This is a genomic window from Gemella morbillorum (assembly GCF_900476045.1).
Classification (GTDB): Bacteria; Bacillota; Bacilli; order Staphylococcales; family Gemellaceae; genus Gemella; species Gemella morbillorum.
The window spans coordinates 832031-846359 of sequence record NZ_LS483440.1 but is presented as its reverse complement, the minus strand read 5'-3'; the positions used below and the strand labels follow the sequence as shown (position 1 = coordinate 846359).

The window sequence follows — 14329 nt, the reverse complement described above, 5'->3', positions numbered from 1 at the left end:
ACGAAGTTTGACGCTTAATTTTTAATATGGTCATACTTCGTATTTTTTTATATTTGTGATTTCAATACCGCTATTCTATCTCTACCATTTATATCTTTATAAACGACAGTTTCAAACTTATTATTTTCTCCTAAGGTAATTATTTTTTCTTTTTGATCATAGCCTATCTCGAAAAACATAATTCCTTTTTCATTTAAATATGGTCTAGATTTCTCTATTATATTTCTATAAAAGTACATTCCTTCTTCATCAGCGAATAATGCTAAATGAGGATCATAATTTAAGACATTTTCTTTTATAGTTTTCTTATCATCATGTGCAATATACGGGGGATTAGATACTATTATATCAAACTTATCTTGTATATTAGAAAATAAATCTGATTCAGCAAAAGATATATCTACTTCCAAAGAACTAGCATTTTCTTTTGCGACCGTTAGTGCTCTACTACTAATATCGCTTGCTAAAATTTTGACATCAAATTCTTCTAATTCTTTTTTTAATGTAATACCTATAATTCCACTTCCAGTACAAAGATCTAATATCTTTATATTAGTTAGATTATTTTTTCTAATATAATCAATTACTTTGTAAACAAGTTCTTCTGTTTCCATTCTTGGAGATAATACATCACTTGTTACCTTGAATTTTCTATCATAGAAATATTCAAATCCCACTAAATGACTAAGTGGAGTATCATCTTTTATGTGTTTATTAATTAATTGAAAATATTTTTGTTCATCTTCTTCTGTTAATTCAAGTGCTAAATTCTCATTAAATTCACGCATTTCATCTAACATATACATTAGTAAAAATCGTGCTAAACTCTCTTCTTTTGCTTGTCTTCTCAAAAGAAGACAAGCCTTTGTTATAGCTTGCCTTCTGTTCATTATAGTTCTTCACCTTTATTAAGTTCTGCCATTTTTTCAGCTTGTTCAGCTATACGAAGTGCTTCTAGTATCTCATCAAGTTTGCCTTCCATAATTTGGTCCAGTTTTTGAATTGTTAAACCAATTCTGTGGTCAGTAACACGATTTTGAGGATAGTTATATGTTCTAATGCGTTCAGAACGATCTCCTGTACCTACTTTAGATTTACGTTCCGCATCAAACTTAGCTTGTTCTTCTTGTTGATATTTATCATAAACACGCGCACGAAGTACTTTCATGGCTTTTTCTTTGTTCTTAATTTGAGAACGTTCATCTTGCATTGATACTACTACTCCTGTAGGAATATGCGTTAAACGAACAGCAGACATAGTTGTATTAACAGATTGCCCTCCTGCACCACTAGATGCAAAAGTATCAACACGAATATCATTTTCGTTAATATCTATTTCGATTTCTTCAGCTTCTGGAAGAACAACAACAGTTGCTGTAGAAGTATGAATACGTCCACTTGATTCAGTTGTAGGAACACGTTGAACACGGTGTGCTCCACTTTCAAATTTCATCTTAGAATATACATCCTCACCTGAAATAATAAAGATAGCTTCTTTAATTCCACCAATACCTGTTTCAGAACGTTCTAATACATCAACTTTCCATCCTTGAGATTCTGCGAATCTAGTATACATGCGAAGAAGATCGCCTGCAAATAATTGTGCTTCGTCCCCTCCGGCTGCTCCACGAACCTCAACAACAACGTTTTTACCATCATTCGGATCTTTTGGTAATAATAAGATTTTTAATTCTTCTTCCATAGGAGCAAGACTAGGTTCTAACTCTTTAATCTCCTCCTGCATCATTTCTTTCATTTCTTTATCTTCTTCGATTTCAAGCAGCTCTTTTGTGTCTGCTATTTGTTGGACGATATTTTTATATTCTCTAAATACCGCAACAGTTTTTTCGATAGAACGTTGTTCTTTTGAGTATTCCATAAGTTTTTTCGTATCGCTAACAACATCTGGATCACTTAATAGTTCATTAAGTTTCTCATAACGTTCTTCTACAACTTCCAGTTGTCCTAATATCTCCATCTGGTCCTCCTAATAATTTATTTTCTTATTTCATGACAGTGTCTACATCTTGCTTCGTATGATTCACTAGCCCCTATCACTACTATTGGATCATCAAAACGCGCAGGCTCACCATTAATTAATCTTTGACTACGACTTGCCTCTTGGCCGCACTTATTACAAACAGCATGTAATTTTGTAACCATTTCGCTTATCGCCATAATTTCAGGCATCGGTTGAAATGGTTCAGCTTTAAAATCCATATCTAACCCTGCGACAATTACACGAACACCACTATCAGCAAGTGTATTTATAACACTAACTATTTTGTTATCAAAAAATTGTATTTCATCAATACCTATAATATCATATTTTTTATCTTTTACATAGTCATAAATTTGCTCAGCACTATCTATACTAACAGATTCATAGCTATTTCCATTATGTGTTGAGACTTTGTTTTCATCGTATCTGTTATCGATACTTGGTTTGAATAACAAGACATTTTGTTTTGCTATTACTCCTCGTTTAATCCTTCTTAATAATTCTTCTGATTTACCAGAGAACATACTTCCACAAATGCACTCTATCCAACCAAATTTTCTATTTTCTACCATAAATTATTTCTCCAAATTAGATTAGTATAAATACTTTACTGTTTCAGAATTTTATACGTAATATATAGAATAAAAACAGACAATCCGAAAAGATATGTCTGTTTTATTTTTCTTACTTGATACCGTATTTTTTGTTGAAACGTTCGATACGACCATCTGCTTGAGCGAATCTTTGACGCCCTGTGTAGAATGGGTGTGTGTCTGAACTGATCTCAACTTTTAATAATGGGTATGTATTTCCATCTTCCCACTCGATAGTTTCTTTAGATGGTTTTGTAGAACCACTTAAGAATTTGAAACCACTAGTAGTATCCATGAATACAACTTTACGGTAATCTGGGTGAATTCCTTCTCTCATTATTATCGTCTCCTTCTGCCCTGAACGCTTTTAATACGAACAGAGTTATTTTTGAAGTGATCTAATCACATACCTATTTATTATAAATAATTATTACAAAAAAATCAAGTAGTTTATTAAAAAAATGTCAAGTTTTTTTGTTGACCTCTTTACAAAAATAAATACTGTTTATTTTTTAGAATAAGTTGCACATTTTTAAATTTTATACATTATGTTTTAATAATAAATATTATAACTCCAAAATAAACAAAACCTCTTATTTTACTAAGAGGCTAAATAACTATTATTTATTTAATTTTGAATCGTGGAATTTTTTCATAATTCCTTCTTTTGATAATAAACTTCTAACAGTGTCAGAAGGTTGAGCTCCATTACCTAACCATTTTAATGCTAACTCTTCATCGATTTTAACTTCTGCTGGTTCTTTAACAGCATTGTAAGTACCGATAGTTTCGATAGAACGTCCATCACGTGGAGATCTTGAATCAGCAACAACGATACGGTAGAAAGGTGATTTTTTAGCACCTAATCTTTTTAAACGGATTTTTACTGCCATGTTTGTACTCCTTATGTTTCAACTTTTTATTAATTTTTAATGTGTGTGTTTATGAAGTGTTTAATGAAAAAGTTGAATCTATAACGCTAAGTTTTATAAGCTAGATATTATTCTAACATTAAAATAAATATCTGTCAATACTTTTCAAAGAAAAATGTCAACTTTTTTTCTTGACTCTTCTAATAGCTATTCTACCAGTATATATTAATCATGTAAAGAAAAAATATTTATAAATAATTATTCAGATAAAAGCAAGATATACGATCTTACCTTTATCTGAATATTTTAGTCCTCTAATACCTTTTCGATTTCTTTTAATACTTTATCTTTTCCTAATTTAGTAACTGATGAAAATGGAATTACCGCCATACTATTTGTTAAATCTAGTTCACGTTTTATAATAGCTGTATTTTTAGCAAGTTCATTTTTTGAGATTTTATCTATTTTTGTTAAAACTACAACAAATGGAATTTCATAGTAATTTAAAAATTCATTCATTTCTATATCATCTTGCGATGGTTTATGACGACTATCAATAAGATGTAGAACAAAACCTAGATTTTTACTAGTTGTGAAATATTCTACAATCATATCATATAATTTTTCTTTTTCTGACTTTGATAATTTAGCATAACCATAACCTGGGACATCAACTAGAACTACTTTATCATCAATGTCAAAAAAATTTAATGTACGTGTCTTACCAGGTTTCGCTGAAACACGAGCATAATTTTTACGTTCTAGTATAGTATTAATAAATGATGATTTTCCAACATTAGAGCGTCCGCACATCGCTACTTCTGGCTTAGTATGCTCTGGATATTGTTTCTTTGAAACCGCACTGATTAATAAATCTACATTATGTGTATTTAACTTTGTCATTATTTTTCTCCAAATACTATATTGAATACTTCACTTATATTATCCACAGTATAAATAGTAAGTTTTGCCAAAATATCTTTTGGTATATCTATTAAGTCCTTCTTATTTTTTGTAGGAATAATAATTTTATTAATATTCATTTTTTCTGAACTTAAAATTTTCTCTTTAACTCCACCTATTGGTAATACTTTACCGTGAAGTGTCATCTCGCCTGTCATCGCAATATCATTATTAACTGCTTTTCTAGTTAGAGCAGAATATACTGATGTTGTTATAGTAATCCCTGCTGACGGTCCATCTTTCGGAACTGCACCTTCTGGAACATGAAGATGAATATCTATCTCAGAAAAATTAATTTCAGATAATCCTAAATATTCCGCATTAGAACGTAAATAAGAAATCGCCATTTGAGCTGATTCTTTCATTACATCCCCTAGTTTCCCAGTCAAAATGATTTTACCAGTTCCTTTAGATATACTTGTTTCTATTTCAAGTGTATCCCCTCCAACAACAGTGTACGCTAAACCATTAACCAACCCTATTTCTGGTTGAGAGTTTTTATCTTTTGAACTATATTTTTCAGGACCAGCAAACTCTTCTAAATTATTAACACCGATTTTAATCTTTTCTTCACCTTTAAGTATTTTTAAAGCAACCTTACGACAAATCGAGCCCAGTACACGCTCAAGATTCCTTACTCCTGCTTCATAAGTATAACCATTAATAACTTTATTAATTGCTTGTTTCGTAAAAGAAATTTGTTCTTTTTTAAGCCCATTTTCTTTAATTTGACGTGGAATTAAATATTTAATTGCAATATTTTCTTTTTCTTTTACAGTATAAGATTCCAATTCAATAACTTCCATTCTATCACGTAATGGCGCTGGAATTAGACTTAGATTGTTAGCTGTAGCTATAAATAATACTTTCGATAAATCAAATGGAATATCCAAATAATGATCAACGAATTCATTGTTTTGAGCAGGATCTATTACTTCTAACATTGCAGAAGCTGGATCACCTTTAATATCAGATGCCATTTTATCTATTTCATCTAATAAAATTACTGGGTTTTTTGTCTTTATTTTCTTCAGTGACTGAATAATTTTTCCAGGTAAAGCTCCTAAATATGTTCTTCTATGACCTCGAATTTCCGCCTCGTCTCTTACTCCACCTAAAGAAATACGTACAAAGCTACGCCCCATAGATCTTGCTATAGACTTAGCAAGAGAACTTTTTCCAACTCCAGGAGGTCCAGATAAACATAAAATTGGTGATTTCATATCATCTCTAAGCTTTTTAACAGCAAGAAATTCCAAAATTCTTTCTTTTATTTTATCTAAACCATAATGATCTTCATCGAGTATTTTTTCAGCTGCTTTTATATCAATCTCATCTTTTGTTAATATGTTCCAAGGTAGTGCTACAACTGTATCTAGATATGTTCGTATAATAGAATGCTCTGGACTCATGACAGGAGTTTTTTCTAATCTATCTACTTCTTTTAACAATAGTGTTTTATCTTCATCTGATAATCCAATTTCAATAATTGCTTTTCTAATCTTTTCTACATCATCATCTTCTGGTGAAATTTGTTTCAATTCATCTTGAACTACTTTCATTTGCTCACGTAAAAAGTATTCTTTTTGTTGCAAATCAAGATTTGTTCGAACTTTATCATCAATCTCACGTTTAAAGCTATTTCCTACTAAAAATGCTTCTAGGCTTCTACTTAAGAAAATCGCTTTTTTTTCTAAATCTAATAAATACAAAATACGTTTCTTTAATAATCTATCCAAAGGAAAGAACTTCATATTTTTATTAATAAATTTTTCCAAATTATCTGTTTTATAGTAATCTATTTCAAAATTCTCTCTAGCAAGATATTTCTTAAATAACTCTTCTATATTGTTAAGCATGGTATTTTTATCAAAACCATTATCTTCTGTATTTTTTATAGTAATATCTAAATACTCTACGTGCTTGTCATTATATACGCCGCTTTTCACTTCGGCAACACCATAACAGTGATACTCATATTTATTAGCTTTTTTATCTATTGTAAGTTGACCATATGTTCCAAAGAAAACGTTGAATCCTTGGTTATCAAACATGTCATCTTCTGAAAACTTTTCATCATATGTATCTATTGGTTTTCTTTTACTAGTAACAAATACAGATATTTTATCTTTCTTCAAGCCTTTTATAGTCTTTAAGAATTTTTTGTCTGTTACATCAATATTATATGTATTAGACGGAAAGAATATATCTCTATTTTCTAATAAGTAATATTTTGTCAAAACAAACTCCTTTCGTTATATTATTATTTTAGTTTAGGTGTAGTTTTATTAACTATATTATCCTTGGTTATTGTACAAGTTTTAACACCTTTTGTACTTGGAAGTTCAAACATAACATCTAAAAGAGCTTCTTCTATAATTGAGCGTAATCCGCGCGCTCCAGTTTTTCGTTTTATAGATTCACGAGCAACTTCTTCCAATGCATCTTTTTCAAAAACAAGATTTACTCCATCTAACTTAAATAAATATTCATATTGCTTAACAACTGAATTTTTAGGTTCTGTTAAAACTCTTACTAAATCTTGTTCATCTAATTCTTCTAGGTGGCATAGCACTGGTATACGCCCAATAAATTCGGGTATTATACCGAATTTCACCAAATCTTCATGTTTTACTTTAGAAATAATATCAGAATCATCATTGAGTTCATCACTCTTTGAAAAACCTATTATTTTATCACCTAAACGACGTTTTATTATTTCTTCAATCCCTGAAAAAGCACCACCTATAATAAATAATATATCTTTAGTATTGATTTTTATCATTTCTTCGCCAGGGTGTTTACGTCCACCTTGCGGAGGTACACTGGCTATAGTTCCTTCTAGAATTTTTAGTAATGCCTGTTGCACCCCTTCTCCAGAAACGTCACGCGTAATTGATACATTTTCACCTTTTTTAGCAATTTTATCTATTTCATCAATATATATAATTCCTTTTTCTGCTCTTTCTATATCATAATTAGCATTTTGAATAAGACGTAATAATATGTTCTCAACATCTTCTCCTACATATCCTGCTTCTGTAAGTGTTGTTGCATCAGAAATCGCAAAAGGTACATCTAACATTTTAGCTAAAGTTTGAGCGATTAAAGTTTTTCCTGAACCTGTGCTTCCTATTAATGCTATATTACTCTTTTGTAATTCTATAGTTTCATCATTTTGCTTAGCCATAATACGCTTATAGTGATTATAAACCGCTACAGCTACTGATTTTTTTGCTTTATCTTGACTTATCACATACTCATTAAGGTAATCCATAATTTCTTGAGGTTTTAATAACTTAAATTCTGGTTCCTTTGTTATATTTCTATATTCAATCTCTTCATCTATTATATCTGAGCATAGTTCCACGCATTCATCACAGATAAATACATCGTTTCCTGCTATTAATTTAAATACTTCGTTTGGATTTTTACCACAAAAAGAGCATCTCATATCTTTTTTATCATTTACCATAATTACACCTCACTTGTCTTGAACTTTATTCTATATCTTATTGTTATTTCAATATAAAGCCCAAAAAGATACATTATATTATAACATAAATAGATGTTTTTTTCTAGTAAATGAATTTTTATAAACCTTGATATAAACACTTTTTTAAAATTTATACACTTAGAATTTTTTTTGAAAGAAAAAGAAAAAATATTACCATAATTAGGAGCTACTTTTTCACAATGAAATAATAGGATTTATAATCAAATTAAAATATAAAATGAAAAGTTAATTATAAGTATTAATTTTACTTTTACAGGTTGTAATTTAATGTTATAATTAAAATATAAATTTTAGGAGGAAACATTATGTCATTTTTTTCAAAATTAGGTGAAAACATCATACTTCCGCAAGATGTCCTTATTCAATCAAAAGAAACATCTATTGTTCCAAACGCTGTTAATGCTACGATAGGGATTGCAACAGATAACAAAAAAGCATTATCACTTCCGACAATTAATGAAGTTATAAAGGAACTAAGTACAGCAGAATATTTGCCATATTCTCCTACTCCAGGTTTATTAAAAATAAGGGAGTTATGGAAAGAAAAAATTCTTAAAGAAAATAGCACTATTAACTCAAAATATTTGAGTTTACCTATGGTTACTACTGGTATTACCCAAGGGATTGATATTGTAGCAAATTTATTTAGTGAAAAAGATGATGCGTTGCTATTACCTAACCTATTTTGGCAAAACTACGCCCAAATATTTACTATTAAATTGGGAAATAATATTTATAAATACAATCAATTTGATAACGAAAATAATTTTAATCTAGCTGATTTTAAACATACACTATATAATATTAAAGAAAACAAAATTTCTATAATACTTAATTTTCCCAACAATCCAACTGGTTATACCCCATCAACAGAAGAATTAACACAATTGGTTAGCATCATAGATGTGTTCGCAAAAGAAAATCCAAATAAAAATCTAATAATAATTTCTGATGATGCTTACTTTGGATTATTTTTTGAAGAAAATCACAAAACTCCTACTTTAAGTGCAACATACAAACTTGTAGATAACAACAATTGTCTAGTAGTCAAATTAGACGGAATAACTAAAGAGTACTACGGCTGGGGTCTTCGTGTCGGATTTATAACATATTACACTAGTGATGATGAATTAAGAAAAATTGCATTAGAAAAAACTCAAGGTTACCTTAGAAGTACTACATCATCACCATCAAATCTATCTCAACAAATTGCTCTTAGGTTATTGGAAAGTTCACAAGTAAAACAAGAAAAAACATATAATGACAGTATAATAGAAGGGCGCTATCGCATTTTAAAAGAAGCTATAGCTAAATATAATTTAGATGATGATGTAACTATATTGCCATTTAATTCGGGATACTTTTTCACTATCAAAATGCCAGAACACATTGATGCACATAAATTCAGATTAAAATTCCTTAATGACTATAAATATGGTGTTTACTCTATGGATGATTCTCACATAAGAATAGCTTTTTCATGTCTTGATAAAGAATTAATACCAGATTTAATTAAAAATTTTAAACTTTGTATTAAAGAATTTTCTAAATAACATAAATAACTCCTAAATTAAAACTTTAGGAGTTATTTTATTAAATTCCTTTTTTTAATAGTTCTGCCATAAATTTATTAGCATTATACTCAACCGAATCGTCCAACTTTGGAAAATCATATGAAGAGTATTTGTTATCTAATGCTGCTTTTATTAAATAATCTGTAACACGAGGGTTTTTAGGTAAAATAGGACCATGTAAATAAGTTCCAATTAAATTATTGTATAGTAATCCTTCCTTTTTATCATCATCGTTGTTTCCAAATCCAACAATTACATTACCTAATGTTTCATAATCATGATAAGTTCTTCCTCCATGATTTTCAAAACCAACTATGTTTCCAAATTTCTCTGATTCAAGCAAAATATTACCAATTAAACGAGGTTTATTAGGTAAAGACTCAGTGTAAAAATCGAGAATATTTAAACCCGGTAACTTAATTCCATCGACCGTCTTATAATATTCTCCTAAAAACTGATATCCTCCACAAATTGTTAGTGCAGGAGTCCCATTTTCTATAGCTGCTTTAAATTCATTTTTTATTTTACTAAATTGCTCTGTAGCTATACACTGTTCTCTATCTGAACCACCACCTATAAAGAACATATCGCAATCAGATAACTTTATACCTGATGTAGAGGTGATATTTTCAATTTTTAAATCTATTCCACGCCATTCACAGCGTTTTTTCAAGGAAATCACATTTCCTATATCACCATACAAATTTAATTTATCTGGCATGAAATGATACAATTTTAATTCCATATAACTATTTCTCCAATTCCTTTTGAGTTTCAGTTAACGCTGTATAATTTGGTATAGCAATAGCATATCTCTCAGGGTATTTTTTTAATTCTAAAACTGCCTCTGTAATATTCTCATTGACTGTTATATTAGCTTTAATATCACTATATTTCAAACGTAATGCTAATTCTTTAGCTCGCTTTCCTGAGCAAACAATATTTTTAATATTTTGATTAAGTAAAATATTAAAATCAGTATCCCAAATCCATGATATATCTAAGCCGTCAGCTCCATTATCATTTAATACTAAAAGATAATTTATATCTTCCTTAATCCCATTACCAATTGCTAATGATGCATTAAGTCCTGCTGGATTTTTCGCTAAGTTAAGCAACGCTGTAGCATCTTTTGATATAATAATACTTTGCATACGTCCATTCTTAGATGTATAACTGCTTAATCCCTGCTGAATTTCTTCCTCAGTTAGCCCTAGCTCTTTTAATAGTGAATATGCAGCAAGTAGATTATATATATTATAGTCTCCCGCCAATCTTGTCTCAATGATTTCACCATTATTAACACTAAATTTTATAAATGGTTCAACAACTGCATTGGTTACATTATATTTTGCTTCGGGGTGTTTAAAGCTACACTGTGTACATTTATAAAAACCTAGCTGACTATAATGAATATAATCATAATCTAATTCATGCCCACAATTAGGGCAAAATTTTGATTCTGGAATACCATAATCAACAAAGCTATATGCATCATTATTTATTCCAAAACAAACATTATTTTTGCCATATTTTGATAATCGTGTAACAAAAGGGTCATCACTATTTAAAATAAGCTGTATATCTTTTCCTTCTAATTGATTACCGATTGTTTCAATTAAAGTATCTATTTCTCCAAAACGATCAATTTGATCTCTAAAAAAATTATTAATAACAAATTTTGTTGGTGTTATATAATTCATAACTTTTGGAATAGAGCCCTCATCTATTTCAATGATAGCTAATTTTGTATTGTTTTTTGACTGGATAGCAAACGTAGATATGATCCCATCTAACATATTAGCCCCTTCAAAATTATTAATAAAATTTTTATTACATACTTTTAATGTATGTCCTATTAAATTTGAAGTTGTTGTTTTACCGTTTGTTCCAGTTACAAAAACAATTTCATCATAATTAGTAGCTAGTTTAGAAAGCACATTATTATCAAGTTTTCTCAATACTTTTCCTGGTAAATCTGTTCCTTTTTTACCTGCTACTCTACTGGCTTTTCTTGTCAATTTAGCCAAAAGTTTGTAAAATTCTAACATAACGTCTCCTGTTAAATCTTTTAAAGATTATTTTGTGATGTATCAAATTTATATCCTATTCCCCATACAGTAACAATCATTTTCGAAACTTTTGGAGAAATTTTATCAAATTTTTTCCTTACTCTTTTTATGTGAGTATCTACTGTTCTAAGATCAGAGTAAAAATCGTAATCCCACACAGCTCTAAGAATTTCATTTCTTCTAAACGCTTTATCTGGTGATTTAGCTAAAAACAATAATAAATCAAACTCCTTTGGTGTAAGAAGGACTTCTGTATCTTCAACTATAACTTTATGTGAATTTACATCTATTATCAATCCTGGAAAAACCAATACATCTTTTGTATATAATTCTGGTGTATAAAAAACACTACGTTTAGTTCTTTGTAATATTGCATTTATTCTTAACATAAGTTCTCTAGGACTAAATGGTTTAATTACGTAATCATCTGCACCTAATTCAAATCCTTCTACACGGCTTTGTTCATCGGCCTGTGCTGACATTATTATAACAGGCGTCGCTTTAGTTTTTCTAAGTTCAGCTAATATTGACTTACCATTCAGTATAGGTAAGTGCACATCTAAAAGAACACACGAATAATCCATGTATTTCAAACGTTCTAAACCATCTTGACCATTACTAGCTTCATCAACAATATACCCTTCTTTTTCAAGGTACATTATTAATAGTTTTCTAATTCTCTCCTCATCATCTATTACTAATACTCTCTCTGCCACTAAATATCACTTCCTATAAATTACTTATCTCCATTTTTAGCTTTATTAATTAATCTTTTTACCTCATGAATAGTAAGAACCCTGTACTCACCCTTACGTAATCCATCTAGTGTCAAATCTTCAATAGATTCTCTTTTTAATTTCATTACTTCATAACCTAACGCTTCAAACATTCTACGTACTTGTCTATTTTTACCTTCATGAATTGTTAGTCTTACTAGTGTGTTACCACTCTTATTTTTATTTTTTACAATATTAACCTCTGCTGGAGATGTTTTATAATTATCAATCCTTACACCAGAACGTAATATTTTTAAATGGTGCTCTTCTAGCTTTCCATTAATTTTTGCTACATAGGTTTTCTTTATTTTGTGTTTTGGATGGGTAATCAAGTTTATAAACTCCCCATCATTAGACATAATTAAAGCACCAGATGTATCATAATCAAGACGCCCTACCGGTACTACTCTTTCATTCACTGCTTCAAAGAAATCCTTGACACAAACTCTATCTTTTTCATCAGACATAGATGTAATAACCTTTTCAGGTTTATAAAATAGATAGTATTTTTTATTTTCTTTTAATAAACGTACCCCTTCAACAATTATAACATCGCTTGGTTCAGCCTTAACACCTAATTGCTTAATAACCTCACCATTTACACTAACCTTTCCCTCTAATATTAATTGTTCAGCCTTTCTTCTAGATGTATATCCAGAAGCTGCTATTAACTTTTGCAATCTTTCCGCCATGTCATCCTCCTATTTCTCTAAAAATTTACTTATCTCGCTTTCGCTTATATCATCTGATTTTGGTAACTCATCTAAACTTTCTATACCGAAAACATCTAAAAACATTTCTGTTGTTTCGTAAAGTTTTGGTTTACCTATTGTGTCCAATGTTTTAGTTGATACAATTAATTCTTTAGATATAAGGGAGTGTAATATAGAGTCACTACTTACACCCCTTATTTTATCTATTTGAACTTTTGTTATCGGTTGATTATAAGCAATTATTGCCAGTGTCTCTAATGAAGCTTTAGATAATTTAATAAGATTCTTGGAAACAATAGCTTTTTTTATCATTTCAGACATTTCTTCATTTAAAAGCATTTTATAAGTCATTCCGAATTTCTTTATTATTAGAGGATTATCTCTTAAATTATATTCCTCCAAAAATATATTAAGCATATTTTCTGCTTCATGATACTCTACTTCCATAAAAGTAGAAAAAAATTCAACACTCAAGCCTTCTTCTCCTTTCATAAAAAGTAAGGCTTCAATAGTTTTTTTAATTTTATCTAATAACATAGCTTATTCCTTTAATTTATATTCCAGAATTATTTCATTTTCATTATCTATACATATCAATTCCTGATCTCTAATCATTGTTAAAATACTAACAAATACTAAAACAATTTCATTTCTTTTAGTATAATTTTTTATTAGTCCAGAAAAAGATAATTTTTTATTTTTATTGAATCTTTCAGTCAATTCTTGTTTTATATCTTCAAATGAAATCTCACGACGATAGCCGACGAATGCTTTATCATTCTCATTATTATTAAAAGTTTTTAAAACATTTTCCATAGCTTTCAGCAACTTTATTGAAGGTATTCTTAAAGATCCTATATTATCTTGTATATCTAAATCTATACTTTCTTTTTCTAGGTATTGAGCTCGCTCTTTTTGCAAAATTTCCAATTTAGTACTAAGTTCCTTATAGTTTTTATAATCCAATAACTGTTGTACTAAATCTTCTTCCTCTTCCGCAACATCTTCTTCAAATTTTGGTAGTAGATTTTTACTCTTTATATGGAGTAAAGTTGCTGCCATTACTATATATTCTTCTGCAATTTCAAGAGAAAACTCTTCACTAGTATTTATATACTCTAAATAACTCTCTGTTAATTTTGCAATAGGTATATTATATATGTCTAACTCCATTTTTTCAATTAAATGCAATAATAAATCAAGTGGTCCTTGAAAAATCTCTAAATTAACATTATACATTTACTATT

15 protein-coding genes are annotated in these 14329 nt (G+C 29.3%); 1 reads left to right on the top strand and 14 read right to left on the bottom strand.

Translation table 11 applies throughout. The annotated features are described in order from the left end of the window. Positions 1–47: 47 nt before the first annotated feature. The 8 genes from prmC to clpX all read right to left on the bottom strand — a co-directional run bounded on the left by prmC (position 48) and on the right by clpX (position 7905). Positions 48–890 (bottom strand): peptide chain release factor N(5)-glutamine methyltransferase, encoded by an 843-nt coding sequence (gene prmC, locus DQN46_RS04140; RefSeq protein WP_111743118.1) that lies wholly within the window; start codon positions 888–890, stop codon positions 48–50. Continuing rightward, on the bottom strand, positions 890–1978 hold the full coding sequence (prfA, locus tag DQN46_RS04135) for a peptide chain release factor 1 (protein WP_111743117.1): 1089 nt from the start codon (positions 1976–1978) through the stop codon (positions 890–892). The genes prmC and prfA overlap by 1 nt, the downstream gene beginning before the upstream one ends. Positions 1979–1995: 17 nt before the next feature. Next, the gene (locus DQN46_RS04130) at positions 1996–2574 is read right to left on the bottom strand and encodes a thymidine kinase (RefSeq protein WP_004632065.1); all 579 of its coding nucleotides are present in this window, start codon (positions 2572–2574) and stop codon (positions 1996–1998) included. A 112-nt stretch (positions 2575–2686) separates the two neighbouring features. After that, positions 2687–2932, bottom strand: a complete 246-nt coding sequence (locus DQN46_RS04125; RefSeq protein WP_003145327.1) for a type B 50S ribosomal protein L31 — start codon at positions 2930–2932, stop codon at positions 2687–2689. Positions 2933–3215: 283 nt separating this feature from the next. After that, positions 3216–3488: a 30S ribosomal protein S16 gene (gene rpsP, locus DQN46_RS04120; protein WP_003145074.1), complete on the bottom strand. Its 273-nt coding sequence runs from the start codon at positions 3486–3488 to the stop codon at positions 3216–3218. A gap of 285 nt (positions 3489–3773) precedes the next feature. After that, a complete protein-coding gene (gene yihA, locus DQN46_RS04115; protein WP_111743116.1) occupies positions 3774–4370 on the bottom strand; it encodes a ribosome biogenesis GTP-binding protein YihA/YsxC in 597 nt (198 codons plus the stop codon). Continuing rightward, positions 4370–6670: an endopeptidase La gene (lon, locus tag DQN46_RS04110; protein WP_111743115.1), complete on the bottom strand. Its 2301-nt coding sequence runs from the start codon at positions 6668–6670 to the stop codon at positions 4370–4372. Before lon ends, yihA begins: the two co-directional genes overlap by 1 nt. Before the next feature lie 23 nt (positions 6671–6693). Then, the gene (clpX, locus tag DQN46_RS04105) at positions 6694–7905 is read right to left on the bottom strand and encodes an ATP-dependent Clp protease ATP-binding subunit ClpX (protein ID WP_111743114.1); all 1212 of its coding nucleotides are present in this window, start codon (positions 7903–7905) and stop codon (positions 6694–6696) included. 347 nt (positions 7906–8252) lie between these two features. Here clpX and DQN46_RS04100 point away from each other — a divergent pair, with 347 nt between their 5' ends. Next, on the top strand, positions 8253–9500 hold the full coding sequence (locus DQN46_RS04100) for an aminotransferase class I/II-fold pyridoxal phosphate-dependent enzyme (RefSeq protein WP_111743113.1): 1248 nt from the start codon (positions 8253–8255) through the stop codon (positions 9498–9500). A 40-nt stretch (positions 9501–9540) separates the two neighbouring features. On the opposite strand, the gene DQN46_RS04095 is transcribed toward DQN46_RS04100, so the two are convergent. The 6 genes from DQN46_RS04095 to DQN46_RS04070 are packed head-to-tail and all read right to left on the bottom strand — an operon-like array spanning position 9541 to position 14321. Then, complete coding sequence (locus DQN46_RS04095) at positions 9541–10266, bottom strand: type 1 glutamine amidotransferase (protein WP_004632078.1); 726 nt, start codon at positions 10264–10266, stop codon at positions 9541–9543. 4 nt (positions 10267–10270) lie between these two features. Next, positions 10271–11572: a MurT ligase domain-containing protein gene (locus DQN46_RS04090; protein WP_111743112.1), complete on the bottom strand. Its 1302-nt coding sequence runs from the start codon at positions 11570–11572 to the stop codon at positions 10271–10273. A 20-nt stretch (positions 11573–11592) separates the two neighbouring features. After that, complete coding sequence (locus tag DQN46_RS04085) at positions 11593–12309, bottom strand: response regulator transcription factor (protein WP_111743111.1); 717 nt, start codon at positions 12307–12309, stop codon at positions 11593–11595. Positions 12310–12329: 20 nt separating this feature from the next. Beyond that, entirely contained in the window at positions 12330–13061 is a 732-nt protein-coding gene (locus DQN46_RS04080) for a pseudouridine synthase (RefSeq protein WP_111743110.1), read from the bottom strand. Between the two features lie 9 nt (positions 13062–13070). Further along, the gene (scpB, locus tag DQN46_RS04075) at positions 13071–13619 is read right to left on the bottom strand and encodes an SMC-Scp complex subunit ScpB (protein WP_004632086.1); all 549 of its coding nucleotides are present in this window, start codon (positions 13617–13619) and stop codon (positions 13071–13073) included. Between the two features lie 3 nt (positions 13620–13622). Then, positions 13623–14321 carry a segregation and condensation protein A gene (locus DQN46_RS04070; protein ID WP_111743109.1) on the bottom strand — a complete coding sequence of 233 codons (699 nt, stop codon included), beginning with the start codon at positions 14319–14321 and terminating at the stop codon, positions 13623–13625. Positions 14322–14329: the final 8 nt, after the last annotated feature.

Excerpts from the sequence above, each read along its gene's own strand:
- prmC (WP_111743118.1), bottom strand. The coding sequence starts at position 890 with ATGAACAGAAGGCAAGCTATAACAAAGGCTTGTCTTCTTTTGAGAAGA.
- prfA (WP_111743117.1), bottom strand. The coding sequence starts at position 1,978 with ATGGAGATATTAGGACAACTGGAAGTTGTAGAAGAACGTTATGAGAAA.
- DQN46_RS04130 (WP_004632065.1), bottom strand. The coding sequence starts at position 2,574 with ATGGTAGAAAATAGAAAATTTGGTTGGATAGAGTGCATTTGTGGAAGT.
- DQN46_RS04125 (WP_003145327.1), bottom strand. The coding sequence starts at position 2,932 with ATGAGAGAAGGAATTCACCCAGATTACCGTAAAGTTGTATTCATGGAT.
- rpsP (WP_003145074.1), bottom strand. The coding sequence starts at position 3,488 with ATGGCAGTAAAAATCCGTTTAAAAAGATTAGGTGCTAAAAAATCACCT.
- yihA (WP_111743116.1), bottom strand. The coding sequence starts at position 4,370 with ATGACAAAGTTAAATACACATAATGTAGATTTATTAATCAGTGCGGTT.
- clpX (WP_111743114.1), bottom strand. The coding sequence starts at position 7,905 with ATGGTAAATGATAAAAAAGATATGAGATGCTCTTTTTGTGGTAAAAAT.
- DQN46_RS04100 (WP_111743113.1), top strand. The coding sequence starts at position 8,253 with ATGTCATTTTTTTCAAAATTAGGTGAAAACATCATACTTCCGCAAGAT.
- DQN46_RS04095 (WP_004632078.1), bottom strand. The coding sequence starts at position 10,266 with ATGGAATTAAAATTGTATCATTTCATGCCAGATAAATTAAATTTGTAT.
- DQN46_RS04090 (WP_111743112.1), bottom strand. The coding sequence starts at position 11,572 with ATGTTAGAATTTTACAAACTTTTGGCTAAATTGACAAGAAAAGCCAGT.
- DQN46_RS04080 (WP_111743110.1), bottom strand. The coding sequence starts at position 13,061 with ATGGCGGAAAGATTGCAAAAGTTAATAGCAGCTTCTGGATATACATCT.
- scpB (WP_004632086.1), bottom strand. The coding sequence starts at position 13,619 with ATGTTATTAGATAAAATTAAAAAAACTATTGAAGCCTTACTTTTTATG.
- DQN46_RS04070 (WP_111743109.1), bottom strand. The coding sequence starts at position 14,321 with ATGTATAATGTTAATTTAGAGATTTTTCAAGGACCACTTGATTTATTA.